General features: G+C 62.7%; 16 protein-coding genes. 6 read left to right on the top strand and 10 right to left on the bottom strand.

From position 1 onward, the window contains the following. Nucleotides 1-14: 14 nt before the first annotated feature. Nucleotides 15-500 carry a hypothetical protein gene (locus LQ788_RS00440; RefSeq protein ID WP_231444181.1) on the bottom strand — a complete coding sequence of 162 codons (486 nt, stop codon included), beginning with the start codon at nt 498-500 and terminating at the stop codon, nt 15-17. Between the two features lie 145 nt (nt 501-645). On the opposite strand from LQ788_RS00440, the gene LQ788_RS00445 reads away from it, so the two are divergent. From LQ788_RS00445 to LQ788_RS00455, 3 genes are all read left to right on the top strand, one after another. After that, nucleotides 646-1,095 carry a DUF2871 domain-containing protein gene (locus LQ788_RS00445; RefSeq protein ID WP_231444183.1) on the top strand — a complete coding sequence of 150 codons (450 nt, stop codon included), beginning with the start codon at nt 646-648 and terminating at the stop codon, nt 1,093-1,095. 228 nt (nt 1,096-1,323) lie between these two features. Then, the gene (locus LQ788_RS00450) at nt 1,324-2,121 is read left to right on the top strand and encodes a type 1 glutamine amidotransferase (protein WP_231444185.1); all 798 of its coding nucleotides are present in this window, start codon (nt 1,324-1,326) and stop codon (nt 2,119-2,121) included. Between the two features lie 198 nt (nt 2,122-2,319). Further along, nucleotides 2,320-4,053: an alanine/glycine:cation symporter family protein gene (locus LQ788_RS00455; protein WP_231444187.1), complete on the top strand. Its 1,734-nt coding sequence runs from the start codon at nt 2,320-2,322 to the stop codon at nt 4,051-4,053. 109 nt (nt 4,054-4,162) lie between these two features. Here LQ788_RS00455 and LQ788_RS00460 read toward each other — a convergent pair whose 3' ends face one another. The 8 genes from LQ788_RS00460 to LQ788_RS00495 form a co-directional block, all read right to left on the bottom strand. Beyond that, nucleotides 4,163-4,993, bottom strand: coding sequence for a hypothetical protein (locus tag LQ788_RS00460; RefSeq protein ID WP_231444189.1), 831 nt, complete (start codon nt 4,991-4,993; stop codon nt 4,163-4,165). Further along, nucleotides 4,990-5,700, bottom strand: coding sequence for a DUF6114 domain-containing protein (locus LQ788_RS00465; RefSeq protein ID WP_231444191.1), 711 nt, complete (start codon nt 5,698-5,700; stop codon nt 4,990-4,992). Before LQ788_RS00465 ends, LQ788_RS00460 begins: the two co-directional genes overlap by 4 nt. Next, nucleotides 5,700-6,317 carry a DUF6230 family protein gene (locus LQ788_RS00470; RefSeq protein WP_231444193.1) on the bottom strand — a complete coding sequence of 206 codons (618 nt, stop codon included), beginning with the start codon at nt 6,315-6,317 and terminating at the stop codon, nt 5,700-5,702. Before LQ788_RS00470 ends, LQ788_RS00465 begins: the two co-directional genes overlap by 1 nt. Before the next feature lie 260 nt (nt 6,318-6,577). Beyond that, the gene (locus LQ788_RS00475; RefSeq protein WP_231444195.1) at nt 6,578-8,110 is read right to left on the bottom strand and encodes an AbgT family transporter; all 1,533 of its coding nucleotides are present in this window, start codon (nt 8,108-8,110) and stop codon (nt 6,578-6,580) included. A 159-nt stretch (nt 8,111-8,269) separates the two neighbouring features. Continuing rightward, complete coding sequence (locus LQ788_RS00480) at nt 8,270-9,100, bottom strand: creatininase family protein (protein WP_231444198.1); 831 nt, start codon at nt 9,098-9,100, stop codon at nt 8,270-8,272. After that, nucleotides 9,097-9,810 (bottom strand): FadR/GntR family transcriptional regulator, encoded by a 714-nt coding sequence (locus LQ788_RS00485; RefSeq protein WP_231444205.1) that lies wholly within the window; start codon nt 9,808-9,810, stop codon nt 9,097-9,099. The genes LQ788_RS00480 and LQ788_RS00485 overlap by 4 nt, the downstream gene beginning before the upstream one ends. Nucleotides 9,811-9,868: 58 nt before the next feature. Further along, nucleotides 9,869-10,846: an alpha/beta hydrolase family esterase gene (locus LQ788_RS00490; protein WP_231444207.1), complete on the bottom strand. Its 978-nt coding sequence runs from the start codon at nt 10,844-10,846 to the stop codon at nt 9,869-9,871. 146 nt (nt 10,847-10,992) lie between these two features. Further along, a complete protein-coding gene (locus tag LQ788_RS00495) occupies nt 10,993-11,646 on the bottom strand; it encodes a GntR family transcriptional regulator (protein ID WP_231444209.1) in 654 nt (217 codons plus the stop codon). 248 nt (nt 11,647-11,894) lie between these two features. Here LQ788_RS00495 and LQ788_RS00500 point away from each other — a divergent pair, with 248 nt between their 5' ends. The 3 genes from LQ788_RS00500 (at nt 11,895) to LQ788_RS00510 (ending at nt 16,099) form a co-directional block, all read left to right on the top strand. After that, nucleotides 11,895-12,911, top strand: a complete 1,017-nt coding sequence (locus LQ788_RS00500) for a 1-aminocyclopropane-1-carboxylate deaminase (RefSeq protein WP_231444211.1) — start codon at nt 11,895-11,897, stop codon at nt 12,909-12,911. 296 nt (nt 12,912-13,207) lie between these two features. Continuing rightward, nucleotides 13,208-14,602, top strand: a complete 1,395-nt coding sequence (locus tag LQ788_RS00505) for an NAD-dependent succinate-semialdehyde dehydrogenase (RefSeq protein ID WP_231444213.1) — start codon at nt 13,208-13,210, stop codon at nt 14,600-14,602. Nucleotides 14,603-14,869: 267 nt separating this feature from the next. Continuing rightward, complete coding sequence (locus tag LQ788_RS00510; RefSeq protein WP_231444215.1) at nt 14,870-16,099, top strand: MFS transporter; 1,230 nt, start codon at nt 14,870-14,872, stop codon at nt 16,097-16,099. Nucleotides 16,100-16,170: 71 nt separating this feature from the next. On the opposite strand, the gene LQ788_RS00515 is transcribed toward LQ788_RS00510, so the two are convergent. After that, complete coding sequence (locus LQ788_RS00515) at nt 16,171-17,508, bottom strand: MFS transporter (protein WP_231444217.1); 1,338 nt, start codon at nt 17,506-17,508, stop codon at nt 16,171-16,173. Nucleotides 17,509-18,007: the final 499 nt, after the last annotated feature.

Genomic DNA, 18,007 nt, shown 5'->3' on the forward strand with positions numbered 1-18,007 from the left:
CCACGGCCCCAACCTCAGGCCTCGGGCTTCCGGAACACCTCGCGCATGTGATCGCTGGTGAGGAAGTCGCCGACGCCGATCATGATGAGGCTGAAGACGATCTGCTCGGTGATCATCCAGATCGGGTAGAGGCCGGGGATGGCCGCCATGACGAGGGTGATGACTGGGAATATCTGGGCGAAGAGGCGCAGCCGCTGGTAGCCCCAGTAGTAGCCCTTCGTCGAGCGCCAGAAGAAGTAGAACAGTGTGGCGGTCATGGCGAGGACGACGACGGTGCGCATCCAGACCGCGAACGGCACGGGTTCGCCGTTGCCGGCGATGATGACAGCGACGACGACCGCACCGACGCCGAGGACCAGTTCGAAGGCGAGCAGCCCAGTGATCCACGCGAACGCGCGTTTCGTCTTCGGGTGGGCGAGCCCCTCGGCGGGAACGATGAGTCCTGCTTTGCTGCCACCGGCGACGCGATCGATCTTTGCGAACAGATTCTCCATGGACATGCCTTCAGGCTAACCGTCCTCGACCCGGAATCCCTGCGAAATAGGGAGGTTTGAGGGTGTGAGGACGAACATCAATCAAAAGTTGGGAAAAGAGTTCAATCCTCTGGGTCAGGATTCGAATGCCGGATCTTGATGAAGTAGAAGCATGAAGAAAATATTCAACGCGGCATTCGCATACATGATCATCGGCGTCCTTTCCGGCCTGTTCTACCGGGAGTTCACCAAGGCCAACGACTTCCCAGAAGGAGGCTTCACCCAGCTCAGCGTCGTCCACACCCACCTGCTCACGCTCGGTTTCATCGTCCTGCTCATCGTCCTCGTCCTCGACAAGGTCTTCGGCCTCTCGGGCACGAAGATGTTCTCCTGGTTCTTCTGGACCTACAACGCCGGCATCATCCTCACCGCCGGCACTATGGTCTGGCACGGCATGCTCACCGTCCTCGGCCAGGAGTCCAGCGCCATGATCTCCGGAATCGCCGGACTCGGCCACATCGCGCTCTCCGTCGGGATGGTCCTGCTCTTCCTGTCGCTGCGCAAAGCCATCGTCGCCGACAAGGCCGTCACCACGGCCACAGCTTCGTCAATCGCCAGCTGACCGCTCCTTATATCTCAGTTCAGAACAACCATTCAGACGCCGCCGCCGAGGTGGTGCCGGGGTCCGTGTTCAACGACGTCATCGTTGAATACGGGCCCCGTTTCGTGTTCCTACCCGTCACGTCGTCAGACTCACGGTTCCGCCAGTTCACGGCTCCTCCTGCATCAGCCCAGAGCCGGATTCGAGACTACGTCGACGGAAACGATTCGCATCGGTGACAATGACTCCATGAGCGAATTGAGAATCCTGGTCATCGAGCACGAAGACGGCGCGGGCCCGAAGCGATTCGGCGACTGGTTGAGTGAAGCCGGCGCCGAGGTTGATGTCCTTCGCCCCTACCTCGGCGACGAGGTCCCTGCAGTGCTTCAGAGCCCTGCAGCACTCCAGAGTTCTGCCGCGCTTCACGGCTCAGCTGCCGATGACGGCTCAGCTGCCGATGACGGCTACGCCGCACTTCTCGTCCTGGGCGGATCCGCAGGGCCTCTTGAGGACACGGTCAATCCGTGGCTGCCCAAGGTCAGGAGCCTGTTGCGAGACTCGGCGGCGGGGGAGTTCCCCAGTTTCAACATCTGCCTCGGCGGGGAGCTGTTGGCGGCGGCCACCTCGGCGCGGATCTTCCGACGGGATCGCCCGCAGATCGGGATCTACGATCTGCACACCACCTCGGCGGGGGAGAAGGATCCCGTGTTCGCGGCCATCGCCGGCGAACCGGGGGAGACGATTCCCGCGGTCCTCTTCCACCAGGAGGAGATGGAGCTGCCCGAGGGCGCCGAACTTCTGCTCACCGGCTCCGACGCACCGGTGCAGGGCTACCGGGTCGGCGAATTCGCGTGGGGCACCCAGTTCCACCCCGAGTCCGATGCCGCGCAGGTCGCACAGTGGCTGAGCTCGGACCCGCTCCAGTTGCCCGAGGGTAAGACCAACGAGTCGATCAGGGCCGAGGTCGCCGAGGCGGACGCCGAGCTGGTGAGAATCAATCGGGCACTCGCGCACAGTTTCGTCGACTTCCTGCGCCGTCGCCAGTGACCTCTGGAAAAGCCCGGTGACTTCGGGAAAGCCCGGTGACTTCGGGAAAGCCCGGTGACTACTGGATGAACTCGGCGATTCCGGGGTTTGTTGAAAACTGAATGTTAGCTGACAGCTCGCAGTGTTCTTGCTAGGTTGTCTTCAGGCGCCGGTGCCGGACCGATCCTCCGGACGAATCGCAACCTAGCGCCCGTGAGAATGAACTCCATAATTGAAAATTCTGGCCAGATCCACGACATCGCCGTCCTGGATACCATCCCGATCAATGCCGACCGGATGACCACCGCTTCCCACGCCGTGGCCGAAAGCCCGGCGGCCGCAGACATCACGGCCGCTTCGGGCATCGACCAGGCGATCGAATCGTTCGTCGGTCCGATAGCCCAAGCCTTCAGCAACGTCGTGTTCTTCGAGCTCTCCATCGGCGGAGTCGGCATCCCCCTCATCGTCGTCTGGCTCATGGCGGCCGCAGTATTCCTCACCGTCTACCTGCGCTTTCAGCCCATCAGAGGATTGAAGTACTCGGTCGGCATCATTCGCGGGCGCTTCACCCGCAAAACGGACCCGGGCCAGGTATCGAGCTTCCAGGCCCTCGCGACCGAACTCTCTGGGACGGTGGGGCTGGGCAACATTGCCGGCGTCGCTGTCGCGATCACCGTCGGTGGACCCGGTGCCGCCCTGTGGATCATCATCTTCGGCTTCTTCGCCATGACCGTGAAGATGGCCGAGGCAACACTCGGCGTGAAGTATCGGAAGATCCAGCCGGACGGCACCGTCTCCGGCGGGCCGATGTACTACCTGCGCGACGGTTTGGCCGAAATCGGGCGACCCAAGCTCGGCAAGTTCCTCGCGGTCTTCTACGCGATCGCCACCGTCATCGGAGTCATCGGTGCGGGCAATCTGTTCCAGGCCAACCAGGCCGCGGCGATCCTAGTCAAAGCCACGGGTGGGGACAGCAGCTTCCTCGCCGACAAGCTGTGGCTCATCGGAGCCGTCGTCGCGGCGCTGACGGCCCTGGTCATCCTCGGCGGGATCAAGAAGATCGGCCAGTGGACGTCGAAGCTGACTCCGATGATGGCGATTCTCTACTTCCTCAGCATCATCGTCATCCTCATCATGAATATCGGTGAGATCCCGCATGCCTTCGCCCTCATGTTCACCGGTGCCTTCACCCCCGATGGTCTCACCGGCGGAGTCATCGGTGTGGCCATCGTCGGTATTCAGCGGGCACTGTTCTCGAACGCCGCAGGTATCGGTTCGGCGGCCATGGCCCATGCGGCATCGAAGACGACGAAGCCTGCCACCGAGGGTTTCGTGGCGATGTGGGAGCCGCTCATCGACTCCGTCATCATCTGCACCCTGACCTCCTTGGCGATCATCACCACCGGTCTCTACGGGTCGAGCTCGGAGGATGGAATCGGTCTGACCTCCGAGGCGTTCGCGACGGTGGCCGGATGGTTCCCGATCCTGCTCACCATCTGCGTGGTGCTCTTCGCCTTCTCGACGATCCTCGCGTACGGATACTACGGCCAACAGGCCCTGGGATACCTGACGGGGAATTCGAAGAAGGCCGATAAGGCGTATCAGATCTTCTGGATCCTGGCTGTCATCGTCGGTGCTTCCATGTCATTGGAATCCGTCATCGCGTTCTCCGATGCCATCTTCTTCCTCATGGCCTTCCCCAACCTCCTAGGCCTGTACTTCCTGTCCCGGATTCTGCGCCTTGAAATTCTGCGGCTACGCAAGCGCATCGACGTCGGCGTGATGCGTGAGATCACACCGGCCGAGCTGCAGGTCGGCATGGGTGATCATGAACCGACCGCCGAACAGATCAGAGCCGCCGAGGCGGGCCGTCGTCGTAAGCGCGACAAGCTGCGTGAGGTGCGGGATTCGCTCAAAGCCAAGAAGCTGGAGCGTGCGAAGAGGGGCGACTGAAGAAGGGCGACCGAAGAGGCCCGCCGTTTCCCAGCAGTACGCAATGCTGGGAAACGACGGGCCTCTTGTGGGTGAAGCGTGTGCGACGAACGAGTCGACGCGGTTGTGATCAGGCCTTCTTGAGCTCCTGGTCGGTGTTCGAGTAGTTGATCGAATCGGCTGTGGAACCGACCAATCCCATCGTGACGCGCAGGAGTCCTGGTTCGACATCGTCCATGGTCGGCGGCGTTTCGGGACCCAGGGTCAGCGAATCGCCGTTCTTCGTGGTGGCGGTGATCGAACCGATGTACACCGTGACATCGCCCTTGAGCGTCATCGTGTCAGCGGTGGTCAACAGCCCTTCCTTCTCCTCCGGCGGACGCACCGTGAGTGAGAACCCGGAGATCGAGATCTCCTCGGCCTGGATCTTCAATGTGGTGATCTTCCCGCCGTCGGCGGTCGGAACAGCTGCGAACGAGATCCCGCTGAGCCCCTTGAAGGACAGAGACTCAGAGCCCATTGCCGCCGGAGTCTTCGTGAAGATCGGAGCGTTCTCATCGAGCTGAGCATCCTTCGGGAAATCGCCGTTCAGCTCCTCATCCGGCTTCTCATCAGGATCCTTGACCCCCAACCCACCTGGGTCGGTGGGATCGTCTGACGGTTCGTCTGTAGGCGACTCGGAGGGTTCATCCGTCGGCGTCTCAGTCGGTTCGTCGGTGGGACCGTCGGTTGGTCCAGGCGATGTCGGGACCGTCGGCTTCACCGGAACCTCCGGAGAGATCGGTGCTGTGGGCTTCGTGGCCGGACTCGGCTCAGTCGAATCCGAATCCTCACATCCGAACAGCGGATTGCACAGCGGAGAAGAGTGAGCCGGTGCTGCCGCAGTCACTCCCACAGCAGACGGGACGATGAGGGCAGCTGCCGCCAAGAGCGACGCCGTGCGGCGGCTGGGCGCCCTCATGCAACGCCCTCTTCACCTGCGGATTGAGTGTCTTCCCTCCGCCCGGCAACTGGTGCCTGAGCGTCCGAGCTTGGAGCGTCGGACTTCGGCTTCCGAGGTCCCATCCAGGCGACAATGAGAATCGATCCAATGGAGGACAGCAGCATTCCGAGGATGAACCCGCCGAGGTTGACCCCGATGAGCGAGTAGACCGAAAGAACGAGAGCGATGATCCCGTAGAACACGTGATGCGTGGGCTTGAACATCGCCAAGAGTCCGAGTACCACGAGAGCGATCGGGATGACCGTGGCCTGCAATCCTTCGATGCCGAACTGGATCTGCAGGTTGCCGGTGTCGAGCTGCCCGGAGAAGAAGAGCTCGACACCGCCGAGTGCGGCCAGGACTCCGCCGATGAAGGGACGCTGGCGACGCCAGTTCCGGAAGCGGTGACGCTTCGGGGCATCCTCGCGACCGGCTCCCTTGCGACGGGCAGCTTCGTCAGCGGCTTCTTCGTGACCGGCAGCTTTGTTGGTGGCATCCTCACGATTGGCATCGTCATGACCGGATGTCGCAGCGGCGAATTCGGCCGTCTCAACGGTCGATTCGGGCTGGGCCTCCACGCGCTCACTGCTGCGGCGCGATCGGCGGGACAACGCGAGCAGATTCGTACGCTGCTCGGAGTCCTCCTGCCTGTCGGTCTGCTGGTCGTTGATTGCGGCCTCCTTCATCAGAAGCACTTCTCGGATCCGTCAGTGAGCTTCAGCTCCATGTCCTTCAGGGTGAACACCGAGGCCGTGGTGCTCCACGAGTCCTGTTTCAAGTCCTTGATCGAGACCGTGTCGGCGTCCTGGGCGAAGTCACCCTTGGTCCCTTTTTCCTTGGTGTTGACGTCGGAAGCATCCACGCCGATGCGGATGTTCTTGAACTCGGCGTCGCCCTTGAGTCCCGTCATGCCGATCTGAAGGTTCTTGGCCGATGCAGGCTCGCCTTTTCCGCCAGCCTTGATGAGAACGCCCACCTTGCCCATCGGGGTGTCCGCGACTGCAGACTGGCAGAGATTTTCGAGCGTGGCGTTGCCGATGTTGGCGGTCACGACGGAGTGCTTTGCACCCTCTGCGTCCTTGGCGAACCCGCTGTACTGGGAGAAATCTGTTCCCTCGAGCTGTGTGGAGCTGATCTTGAACTGGCTTCCCGATATGGCGAATGAAACAGGTACTGCACCCTGAGCAACCCCACCCATCAGGATGGCGGAAACAACGCCGGTAGGAATCGCTACCAAAGCGATCCGGCCTGCGTGGGATTTGCCGACCGCGCTAATGCTGCTTGCGAGCTTTGGGAACTTCATTGATCCTCCTCCGGATGCCGACAGCTATGTCAGCATCGCATCGTGACGTATCTCGTCGCGTTGTGATGTATGTTACTGCGGGGTATTACCGACGAGTATATCGGTCAATTGTGTCGAGTCAATAACTTTTTCTTCACATAGTTTCACGGAGATCTGTTGAAAGGACCTTGAACTCTAGCTGATCGCCCAGGATGCAGAACATGTGACGAGGTCATGGACCCGTGACGAGCGAGGTGAGTACATCACAGCCTGGGCGAAGTTCACCGTACCGGAGCATCTGGGCCCAGCGGGATGCCCAGGCCCCACCAGAGGAAGAAGAGCAGGCTCCACATGATCGTCATGCACACCGCCAGCGGCAGGGTGTGGGAGGCGAGGGTGCCGATGCCGGCCGACTTCTGATAGCGCTGCATGAAGCCGAGCGCGAGGATGAAGTAGGGGCTCATCGGGGTGATCGAAGTCGAGCCCGAGTCGGCGATGCGGAAGAGTGCCTGCGAGGTCTCGGGTGGGACGTCGAGGAGCATGAGCATCGGCACGATGACCGGGGCCATGATCGCCCACATCGCCGAGCCTGAGGTGATGAGGACATTGACGATCGAGAGAACGATCAGCACGAGGATGAAGATCACCCATGTCGGCAGGCCGAGGCCGGTGAACAGTTCCGAGCTCGACACGGACACCAGCATGCCGATGTTCGTCCACGCGAAGTACTCGAGGAACTGGGCTATCGCGAAGAACAGGACGAGGACCGGGGCCATGGACACGATGCCCTGGCTCATGAGTTTGGGGACGTCGGCGAACTTCTCGATCGTGCCTTCACGGAACCCGTAGACCATTCCGCCGACGCCGAAGATCATGGCGATGATGAACGCGATGCCGGTGAGGAACGGGGATTCGCCGATGGGGCCGTCCCCGCGCAGGGGAGCGTTGTCCGGGACGACGAGGACGACGACGAAGAGGAGCATCGCGATCACTGCGAACATCGAGTACCGCAGGGCCGACCTCTCCTTGGCGGTGATGACGAGATCTTCGTATTCGGCGTCCTCGTCAGCTTCGAGATTCTGCCGCTTGGTGAGGACGAGTTCGGTGACGATGGTGATGACGATGGCCAGCAGGATGGAGCTGGCGATGTTGAAGTACCAGTTGCCGATCGGGGTGACGATGTAGTCCGGATCGATGATGTTCGCCGCCGCCGAGGTGATTCCTGCGAAGATCGCATCATTGGGAGTCGGGATGGGGCTGGCGTCGTATCCCGAGGCGATCGAGGTGTAGGCGACGATGACGCCGAGGACAGGGGAGCGCCCGACCGCCTTGAACACCATGCCGCCCAAGGGGACGAGGATGACGTAGGCCGCGGCCGAGGCCACGTGGGAGACCGTGCCCATGAAGGCGACGGTGAAGACGATGAGGGACGCGGGAACCTTCGCGATCGAGACCTTCATCGCTGTGGACAGGAGCCCGGTGCGCTCGGCCAGGGCCACGCCCATGATGACGACCATGATCGTGATCAGCGGCGGGAAGGACTGGTAGGCGTCGAGCGAGGTGCTCACGGCCATCGCGATCCCGTCGCCGCTGAGCAGATTGTTCACCGGCGTCCACTCCCCGGTGCCGGGGTCGTTGACCCCGACTCCCAAGGACGAGAGAACGAGGCTGAGAACGGCGAGGATTCCGGCCAGCATCCAGAACAGCCAGAAGGGGTGCGGGAGTCTGTTGCCGACGTTCTCGATGACGTTGAGGAAGCGGATGACTGCCGGGAGGCGTTCCTGAGTGGGCTTATCCGTGGTGGTCGTTTCCATGTCTGGCTCCTGTGTGTCCAGGTGATGAAGGAGCATTTGGGCACGACTCGGCGCGACCCGTGAACTCCATTGGTCAGAGAGATGAGACTGTGGTGGGGAAGGTGTGGCGGAAGGGAGGGTGTGGTTGAGCTGAAAGGTGGGATCAGGTGCGGGCGGCTGTCATAGACGCAGCATCTCCTTGGAGTAGGAGACGAGCTTCGCAATTATCTCGCCGAGGATGTCCTCCCCGGCCGCGGCCGTGGCCGTGCGAGGGTCTCCCAGAACACCGTTGTCGGCGTATTGGTCGAAGGTGACCGCGCTGGACGGTGATTTCGTCCGGGTCAGGCGTGCCCGTGGAGACAGCTCGTCGAGTGCCGTGGCACCGGCAGTGAGCCGAGGCGAGTCGACGAGGCTGCCGTCGATGGCCAGCATCTGCGAGGTCTCCGATTCACCCGAATGCCCGCTGACCTCGGTGCGTGGCAGTTGGGCGGTCGTGTCGGTGGCCAGGCCGCTGACGGGCGAGTAGGCGAAGGTGAGATCCGGGTGGGAGCTCAGCAGCACCTGTTGGGCGACCCCGAGGGCGGCGATATTGCCCCCGTGGCCGGTGATCACGAGGATGCGGGTGAAACCGGAGTCGCAGAGCTGACCGACGACGGTGGTCACGATGTCGACGAAGGTACGAGGGTCGAGGCTGACCGTGCCGGGCAGGTTCCCGTGATGAGGAGACACCCCGTAGTCGATGCTGGGGAGCACGAAGGCCCTGCCCGGCACGGTGCTGTCACTGTCGGCCAGATCTTCGGCCACCGCCAGTTCTTCGGCCACGGCCATGGCCACGTGGTCGGCTCGGATGCTGTCGGTGCTCAGTGGCAGCCCGTCGCCGTGCTGCTCGCAGGCGCCGACCGGCAGGATGAGGAGGGCGTCGTTCGCCTTGGCGACCTCGACCTCGAGCGAGGTCAGCTCTCCGTACTTGCGGACCTGTGGTCGGATCTCGGCCACGCTCTGCCGGGTCACTGCTCGGTTCCATCGGTGGTGGGCTCCGACCGATCGGCGGCGGACCGTTCCGACCAGTCGGCGAGGACCGCGGCTTTGATGCTCTCGAGGTGTTTGCGAGTCCGGTGCGATGCTTCGAGGCCGTCGCCGCGCTTGATCGCATCGAGGATGTCGGCGTGCTCGTCGTGGTCGCGGAGGCGGTCGTAGGTGAAACGGGCCGCCTGTTGAGTGCGGGAGTGGATGGCCAGGAGGGAGACGAGCATTTCGTGCAGCGCCCGATTCCCTGAGGCCTTGGCCAACTCGACGTGGAAGTGACCCGCGGGCACCTCGGTGTGCAGCTGCAGGGCGTTGTCGACCGCGGTCTCCATCGTCTCAACAGCGCTGTCACCTTGGACGCTGGCCGCGAGTTCCGCGATGCCGGGTTCGATGGCGATGCGTGCATCGAGCAGCTCGATGGCTGCGGCGAGGTCCACCGGTACGTAGTGCGGATTGTCGAGGATGCGACGGTTGATCGCCTCTCGCACATAGGTGCCGGAACCGTGCTTGAGCTCGACCGAGCCTGTGGCCTCGAGTCGGCGCAGGGCCTCGCGGACGGTAGGGACGGTGACCTCGAAGCGCTCAGCCAGGGCTTTTGCCGAGGGCAGAGTCTGACCGGGCTGCAGGTTCTGGGTGCGAATCGTGTCGACGATCTCGCGAGTGAGTCGTTCGACGAGTCCGATGGGTGCTGTCATGGCACTCTCCTTCAAGTGTTTAAGTCATCTAATCACTTAGTGAATCGTGTGTCAAGAGTCACTCGTGGGCAGGTTCGGCCCTCGGGTGGTCCTTGAAAAACTCCCACAGGGTCTCCGTGGCGGAGAAGTCCTGCGTGACATATCCGCCACCGCTGTACATGGTCTCACCTGGCCAGACGTGACCGCCGTCGGCAACAGAATAGAGTTCGACATCGACTCCGTTCTGGCAGTTCTGCCACTGGGTGCGCACGACTTTCTCACCCTTCTTGCCGACCTTCCGATCCTTCGAGCTCGTGCAGTCTGCAGCCTCTGCCCAGGGCTCCAGCCAGGTGCGCACCGATGGGTAGGTTTCGCCCTGGCGCTCGCCTCCCTCGTAGTGCATGGTGGCGTCGCCCGTGCCGTGGATGGCGAGCATCGGCGTCGGTTCGGAGTAGTCGCAGCCGTCGAAGGACTGCGGGTAGTAGGCGCCGGCGACCGTGGCGAAGGCGGAGAATCGGTCCCGCAGCTGGCAGGCGAGAACCGAGACCATGCCGCCGCCATTGGATTTTCCGGTTGCGAAGACGCGGTTGAGGTCGATGCAGAGGTCGTCCTCTATCGAGTCGAGGAGGTCGGCGACGAAGCGGACGTCATCGGCGCCGCTGGCGTAGGGCGCGCCCTGCCAGGAGCGTTTTCCGTCCTCGGCGATGCCGTCGGGGAAGACCGTGATGGCAGGCAGCCCGGGAAGTCCTGTGTAGTTCTGAAGCTCCGCCCCGTCGGAGCCGCGGCCGTGAAAGCCGAGGATGAGCGGCATCGGCGAGGTGATGCCGTAGTCGCGGGGGATGTTGATCCGGTAGGTGCGATCCTCTCCCGCCGAGGTGATTGTTCCCTGGTCGTTTCCGGGCTTCTGCTCGACTCCGCACCCGGGTGAGGGGCGGGGATCTGCTTGGTTCGGCGGGGAAGCGGCCGCGGTTACTCGCGGAGTGAGAGCGAGGGCCAGGCTGAGCAGGAGCGCCAGAGTCAGGCCGATGGACAGTATGCGTGTCGTCGTCGAATGCATTGATCTTCCTTTGATCGTCGGTGATCGTGGGCGCCACTCTACACGAGACATCTAATCACTTGATGACTTATTGTGGGCGCGATTGACCCAGGGACGTCATCGGGCTGTGTTGCAGGCGGAAGTGGCGGGGGTGTCAGCAGGCTCGGTCAGTCAGTGCTGCGGCTGGTCAGTGTCGACCAGTTCTCGCAGGTCAGGGCCGTTGCTCGATCGGCCTCGCCCGCGCGGACGGCGGCAATGATCTGGTCATGCTGTTCGGGGGAGGCTGAGCCCTTGATGGAGTCGAAGTGCAGATATTCGGCTCGTCGGAGCGTTGCGGTGACGACTTCGAGGTGATCGGGAATGAGGGGGTTGCCGCTGCGAATCAGGGCCACCTCGTGGAACGCGTCATCGGCGGCGATAGCCGCGTCGATGTCGGAGTCTCTCAGCGCCGATCTCAGGTCGTCGTTGGCGGCTTCCATGGCGGAGACATCTGATGCGTTGAGGTTCGGGAAGGCCAGGCTCATGGCCAGGGCGTGCAGCTGAGCCGCGACCTGTCGGGCGTGGACGACTGCCTCGGGGTTCTCCAGTGCCACGCGGGTCATGCGCCCGGGCTCTGCCACGACCAGCCCAGCCTGTGCCAGTCGTTGAAGCGCCTCGCGGACCGGAGTGCGCGAAACCTGCAGCCATGACCCCAGCTCCTGATCTCGCAGCTGTTCCCCGGGTGCCAGCTGTCCTCGGACGATGGCGTCGCGGATCGAACGGTAGACGTCGTCGCGCAGCAGTCTGCGCTGGGGAATCGGTGCATTCGTGGGAATCGGCACTCTCGACCTCTCTCGATGCTTGCGTCGGGGTGATCCGCTCGGCGGTCCTGGCATGTGGGATATCGTGCTCGACCTATTGTAGTCCTTCGCAGAATGCAATATATTGCATATCGCTGGAATTCATCACCGGCTTCACCAGACGACACTGGCTTCACCAGACGACACTGGCTTCACCAGACGACACTGGCTTCACCAGACGACACCAGCTTCACCAAACGACACCGGCTTCACCAGACGAAGAGGGCACCATGGCAATCACCGATTTCGAACGTTACCCACTGACCTTCGGGCCCAGCCCGGTCCACGAACTCAAGCGACTCAGCGACCACCTCGGCGGGGCCCGGGTATGGGCCAAGCGTGAGGACGTGAACTCTGGGCTCGCGTTCGGTGGAAACAAGACCCGCAAGCTCGAATACATCGTCCCCGACATCCTCGCTTCCGGCGCGGACACACTCGTCTCGATCGGCGGCTACCAGTCGAACCACACCCGGCAGGTCGCGGCCGTCGCGGCACATCTGGGGTTGAAGTCGCGGCTGGTGCAGGAACGCTGGGTCGACTGGGATGACCCGGTCAACGACAAGGTCGGCAACATCGAACTCTCCCGCATCATGGGCGCCGATGTGCACCTCGATTCCGCTGGATTCGACATCGGCATCCGCTCTAGCTGGGAGAACGCCATCGCCGAGGTGGAGGCTGCAGGCGGCAAGCCGTACCCCATCCCAGCCGGTGCCTCGGAGCACAAGTTCGGTGCACTCGGCTTCGTCAACTGGGCCTACGAGGTCGCCGAGCAGGAGAAGGAGCTCGGCGTCTTCTTCGACACGATCATCGTCTGCACGGTCACCGGCTCCACCCATGCGGGAATGATCGCAGGCTTCGCCGCGCTCGAGGCAGCAGGAGGCCCGAAGCGCCAGGTCATCGGCATCGACGCATCTGCGACCCTGGACAAGACCCGTGAACAGGTCAAACGCATCGCGAACAATGCCGCTGAGCTCATCGGTCTTGGTCGGGAGATCACCGACGCTGACGTCGACATCCGCGCCGGCTGGGAAGGCCCTGCCTACGGCATCCCCGACGACTCGACCGTCAACGCGATCCGCACCACCGCCGAACTCGAAGGCGTCATCCTCGACCCCGTCTACGAGGGCAAATCGATGGCAGGACTGCTCGACCTCTTCGGCAGCGGCACGGTGGCGAAGGATTCGACGGTCCTCTACGCCCACCTCGGCGGACAGCTGGCGCTCAACGCCTACAGCTCGATCTTCTGAGGCGCTTGGTCACGCCGCGGCGGTGAACGAGCGCCGTGGTGCGTTGCAGAAACCGTGAGCACTGCAGGCCGAGGGTGCGGATTTCGTGACATTGTCCACGAAATCCGCACAACCTCGGCGGGGGCGGTCCAGGTCTTCGAGCACTGATGATTCCCCCAGGTTCCGGCACTTGTTGCACACGTCACGTGTTGATAGCGTGAGAGGCAGGCATACGTGATCCGTCGATTTCGACGGCAACAGCGATGCAAACGCCTTATCCGGCGCTACAAGGGCGCCGCTAGTCAAAGGAGTCTGGAATGAGCAATGTAGGCAGTGCTGCAGGCGGCTACCGTGTCGAGAACCCGGCCACGGGCGAGGTCGTCGAATCGTTCGACAACGCCACCGATGCGCAGATCGAGGAGGTCCTCGACGCGGCTCACAAGGGCTACCTGGCCTGGCGCGAGAAGACGATCGAAGAGCGCGGCGCGATCGTGAACAAGGTCGCCGCCCTGTTCGGTGAGCGCAAGGAAGAACTCGCAACGGTCATCGCCTTGGAGATGGGCAAGCCCGTCGCCGAAGGCATCGAAGAGGCCGAGTTCTGCGAGGCCATCTTCAACTACTACGCGGACAACGGACCCAAGTTTGCCGCGGACGAGCCCATCGAATCGATGTCGGGCGGCAAGGCCTTCATTCAGCGCCGTCCCGTCGGGGCACTCTTGGGCATCATGCCCTGGAACTTCCCCTACTACCAGGTCGCGCGCTTCGCCGCGCCGAACCTGGTTCTGGGCAACACGATCATCCTCAAGCATGCGGAGATCTGCCCCCGGTCATCGGCGATCATCGCCGACATGATGAAGGAAGCCGGCATCCCCGAAGGCGTGTACAACAACATCTACGCCACGCATGAGCAGATCGAAACCATCATCGGTGATGACCGCGTCGAGGGTGTGTCGCTGACAGGCTCCGAGCGGGCAGGCTCGGCCGTGGCCGCGACTGCAGGCAAGAACCTCAAGAAGGCAGTCCTCGAACTCGGCGGATCCGATCCCTATATCGTCCTCGACACGGACAACATGGACGAGGCCGTCGACACCGCATGGGGCACCCGCCTCTACAACACCGGCCAGGTCTGCAACGCGAACAAGCGCATGATCGTCATGGACGACATCTACGAGGACTTCGTGTCCGGGCTGACCAAGCGCGCCCAGGATTGGACGAAGGGCACCCCCGACGAGGCGGGCGACGGCAAGTACTCGCCGATGTCCTCGCGCGGTGCCGCGGAGAACCTGCGCAAGCAGCTCGACCGTGCAGTCGAGCAGGGTGCGACCCTCGTCGGCGGCGAACTCGCCACCGACGGTTCGGCCTATGTCTCGCCTGCCGTGCTGACCGGAGTCACCTCGGACATGGACGCCTACCGCGAGGAGCTCTTCGGCCCCGTGGCCACCGTGTACAAGGTGGGCAGCGACGATGACGCTTTGAAGCTGGCCAATGACACCCGCTTCGGCCTCGGCGGCGCCGTGTTCGCGAAGGACCCCGAGCGTGCGGCGAAGTTGGCTCAGCGTCTCGACGTGGGCATGACGAACGTCAACACCCCAGGTGGCGAAGGTGCGGAGATTCCGTTCGGCGGCACCAAGCGCTCGGGCTTCGGCCGCGAGCTGGGCCCCTACGGTATGGACGAGTTCGTCAACAAGCGCATGTACTACGTCGCTGACTGATATTCGGGCGGTTGCCGGTGGACTGAACCGGACTCAGCTGTATTGAGCCGGATTGAGCCGAGCTGAGTCGGACTCAGCAGGACTGACGGCGACATCGAGACGCGGGCGTTGCGTCGAGGATGACGGGTAGACCCCGATTTCTCCGCGCAGCGCCCGCGTTTCTCTGTGTTGCTGCTCCGTGCTGTTTCGCTTCGCAGGTTCGCGGGCAATTGGTGTGAGTCACGTCCGACCCTCGACTCCCGACCAGCGGGTGGATACCGTCGTTGGATGCCGAAATTGCTTGTCCTCGGCCTCTGCGCCGGGTACTTCCTCGTCCTCCTCGACGTGACGGTCGTCAACGTTGCGCTGCCGCAGATCAACGCTGATCTGCAGGCAGGGCAGGCCGGGATGGCCGGGGTCATCAACGCCTATACCTTCGTCCTCGCCGCCCTGCTGCTGGCCTTCGGCGCGATCGGGGACCGTTGGGGCCATCGCCGGATCGTGATCCTCGGATTCCTCTGCTTCTTCGCCGGATCATTGGCCTGCTCGCTGTCGCCGACGATCGAGGCACTCGTGGCCTCACGTGGTCTGCAGGGTGTTGGCGCCGCCGCAACGATGACCGGCACCCTGGCGATGCTTTCGGAGTCGGCCGCCGACGACCGCGAGCGGAACAAGCTCGTCGGACTGTGGGCGGCACTGGGCGGGGTCGCGCTGCCGATCGGGCCCCTGCTGGGCGGGCTGCTCGTCGAGCTGGACAGCTGGCGGGCCGTGTTCTGGCTGAACCTGCCCATCATCCTCGTAGCCCTTATCCCCATCGTCGCGTTCTCCTCGCCGAGGCGGGACCCGGGTGCCGCCGGAACCTCGGATTCCGATACACGGCCAGATCACGCTGCCGACTCGGGGTCATCGCGAGCGAGACTCCTGCTCGCCTGCATCGTCGCCGCACTGATGAACGTCTGTGTCCTCGGCTCCCTGTTCCTGCTCACCCAGTTCTTCCAGGACGATCGCGGACTGAGCCCCCTCCAAGCGGGGCTGGCCACTCTTCCCGCACTGCTGCCGATGCCGATATTCGGGGCATTGTCGGGGAAGATCAGCAACCGCCTCGGCGTATGGAGGACGAGCGCACTCGGGCTCATCATCGCCGGCGTGGGGCTCGGGCTGATGGGGCTGACTGTGTCGGGACCGAGCCTGTGGGGGCTGTGGCTTGCGCTGGTTGTGTGGGCCATCGGGGTCGGGATCCTCACCCCGGCGATCGTGGCGGCGGCGATGCATGCCCTGCCACAGCGACCGGGATTTGCCTCGGGGGCGGGAAGCACCGCCCGCAACGTCGGAGGAGCCGTGGGCGTGACGGTCTTCGCCGCTCTCTACACGGTCGACACAGGAATCCTCATGGCAGGCGCCGGTGTCGTGATGCTCGCCGCCTCGTTCATCTGCTTGGGAGTGCAGCGCTGGTCGCGGAGGAGCAGACCGGCTTTGTCGAGTGGCGATGTCGAAGCTGAGGTCAGAGGCCGCGTCTAGGTTTCGAATGTCCACGGAGATCGGGCACCTGCGATATCAACAAGTGCCCGACCCCTTGATCTGTCGCGTGTTCAGACTTTCGAGCTACCTACGGCGGCCTTCGCCGCGGCACGCTCCTCGGCTGTCGGAATCTGGACGATCGGGCCCAGCACGACTGTGTAGAAGAAGATGCCGATGGCCAAGATGACCCCGCAGACGATGAACGCGGCGCCGAAGCCGCCGGTGGCCTGCACGACGAAGCCGGTGACGATCGGAGCTGAGACGCCGATGAGGTTGTTGACCGAGTTCATGATCGAGCCGGTCGCTCCAACTCCGCCTTCAGGGGCGATGAGCGCCGGCAGCGAGTTGGTGACGCAGAAGGAGATTGTGATGCCGCTGGTACCCAAGGTGATCCAGAACAGAGCCCACGTGGGATTGTCGGTGAATGCCGCACCCATGACCGTCATGGCCAGGAGCATTCCGGAGACGATGAAGGCTTTGCGAACAGCGGTGCCCGACTTGCCCAAGCGCATCAGATGGTCGAGCATCCAGCCGGGGAAGATGAACTCGACGGCCACGGCCACCAGCCAGGGCAGAGCGGTGAAGATGCCCGAGGACATCACGCTCATTCCCATCTCCGACTGCAGGTAGCCGGGCAGCCACGTCAGCAGCATCCACTGCGTATAGCCGGCGCATCCGAGTCCGATGGACATTCCCCACACCTTGCGCTGTTTGAGGATGTAGCCGAGGTTGGCCAGGGGGTTGGGGCGAGGTGCGTCCTCGTCCTGCGCTCCGCCTTCACGGATGTACTCAAGCTCTGAGTCCTTGAGCTTGCCGAGGCGGTTCATCTCCTTGGGGTCGCGGTACTTCCAGAAGAAGACGAAGACATAGGCGAGGCTGAGGATGCCCATGGCCACGAAGGCACCGCGCCAACCGAAAGACACCACAGCCATGGCCACAAGGGGGAAGCCGATGACATTGGACAGGCGCTGCCCGGAGTCGAAGATCGCCGTTGCCGTTCCGCGCTCGGAACGCGGGAACCAATAACCCGTGGCCTTCATCGCCCCGGGGAAAATCGGCGACTCGGCCATGCCGAGGACGATGCGGGCCAGAATCAGCAGGCCCGTACCGCTGATGATCGCCGTGATGAAGCAGGAGACGCTCCACATGATTGTTGCGACGCGGAAGATCCACTTGATCCCGATCTTGTCGAGCAGCAGGCCCGCAGGAATCTGCATGAGCACATACGACCAACCGAAACTGGACAGGACGATACCCATCTCACCAGCCGTCAGTCCGAAGTCTTCCCGGATGTGGCCTTCTGCCACGGCGATCGAACTGCGATCGATATAGTTGATGAGCACACCGAAGAACAGCAGAATGGCGATCGCCCACCGCATCTTGCCGATGCCCGATCGGTTGGGTTTCACTCCTGGAGTGTGGGTTTCCTGGGGGGTGAACTTGAGCTCGTCCGGATCGGCACCGCTCGGCTGGGGTTGAGGCTCCACGCTGAGTCCCTTCATTGGTATCTCGGTATTGGTGACTCGGTCAGCGATGATCGAGCAGCTCGGTGATGGAATCCGGGGCAATATCTGCATAGATTCCACGATATGGAAACTCTATTTCAATCGAGCGAGGACAACGTATAACGGCGATTAGTGAAAAGTCAATTTGCCGACTTGGGCGGGTCGTGTTCCGGTCTTATCGAGGCCAAGGCAGGTTGAGTATCTCAAGCCATCGTTGCAGGTGAGATGTATGTTGGAAATCGTGTCCGAAATATCAGATTTACGATACCTGATTAAGCGATCGCGTATTTTCACGCCAGCTAAGCTTGGTCAATAGTTGAATGATTACAGATTAGGAATTGAATCATTACGGATTAGCGGAGATGAGATAGGTCAAGGTGTGAAGCCGCATCGCCTCCTCAAT

Origin of the sequence: Brevibacterium zhoupengii, from assembly GCF_021117425.1 — a bacterium.
GTDB classification, from domain to species: Bacteria; Actinomycetota; Actinomycetes; order Actinomycetales; family Brevibacteriaceae; genus Brevibacterium; species Brevibacterium zhoupengii.

What these genes read in the sequence shown, in the direction of transcription:
- LQ788_RS00440 (WP_231444181.1), bottom strand. Translation starts at nt 500, where the DNA reads ATGTCCATGGAGAATCTGTTCGCAAAGATCGATCGCGTCGCCGGTGGC.
- LQ788_RS00445 (WP_231444183.1), top strand. Translation starts at nt 646, where the DNA reads ATGAAGAAAATATTCAACGCGGCATTCGCATACATGATCATCGGCGTC.
- LQ788_RS00450 (WP_231444185.1), top strand. Translation starts at nt 1,324, where the DNA reads ATGAGCGAATTGAGAATCCTGGTCATCGAGCACGAAGACGGCGCGGGC.
- LQ788_RS00455 (WP_231444187.1), top strand. Translation starts at nt 2,320, where the DNA reads ATGAACTCCATAATTGAAAATTCTGGCCAGATCCACGACATCGCCGTC.
- LQ788_RS00460 (WP_231444189.1), bottom strand. Translation starts at nt 4,993, where the DNA reads ATGAGGGCGCCCAGCCGCCGCACGGCGTCGCTCTTGGCGGCAGCTGCC.
- LQ788_RS00465 (WP_231444191.1), bottom strand. Translation starts at nt 5,700, where the DNA reads ATGAAGGAGGCCGCAATCAACGACCAGCAGACCGACAGGCAGGAGGAC.
- LQ788_RS00470 (WP_231444193.1), bottom strand. Translation starts at nt 6,317, where the DNA reads ATGAAGTTCCCAAAGCTCGCAAGCAGCATTAGCGCGGTCGGCAAATCC.
- LQ788_RS00475 (WP_231444195.1), bottom strand. Translation starts at nt 8,110, where the DNA reads ATGGAAACGACCACCACGGATAAGCCCACTCAGGAACGCCTCCCGGCA.
- LQ788_RS00485 (WP_231444205.1), bottom strand. Translation starts at nt 9,810, where the DNA reads ATGACAGCACCCATCGGACTCGTCGAACGACTCACTCGCGAGATCGTC.
- LQ788_RS00490 (WP_231444207.1), bottom strand. Translation starts at nt 10,846, where the DNA reads ATGCATTCGACGACGACACGCATACTGTCCATCGGCCTGACTCTGGCG.
- LQ788_RS00500 (WP_231444211.1), top strand. Translation starts at nt 11,895, where the DNA reads ATGGCAATCACCGATTTCGAACGTTACCCACTGACCTTCGGGCCCAGC.
- LQ788_RS00505 (WP_231444213.1), top strand. Translation starts at nt 13,208, where the DNA reads ATGAGCAATGTAGGCAGTGCTGCAGGCGGCTACCGTGTCGAGAACCCG.
- LQ788_RS00510 (WP_231444215.1), top strand. Translation starts at nt 14,870, where the DNA reads ATGCCGAAATTGCTTGTCCTCGGCCTCTGCGCCGGGTACTTCCTCGTC.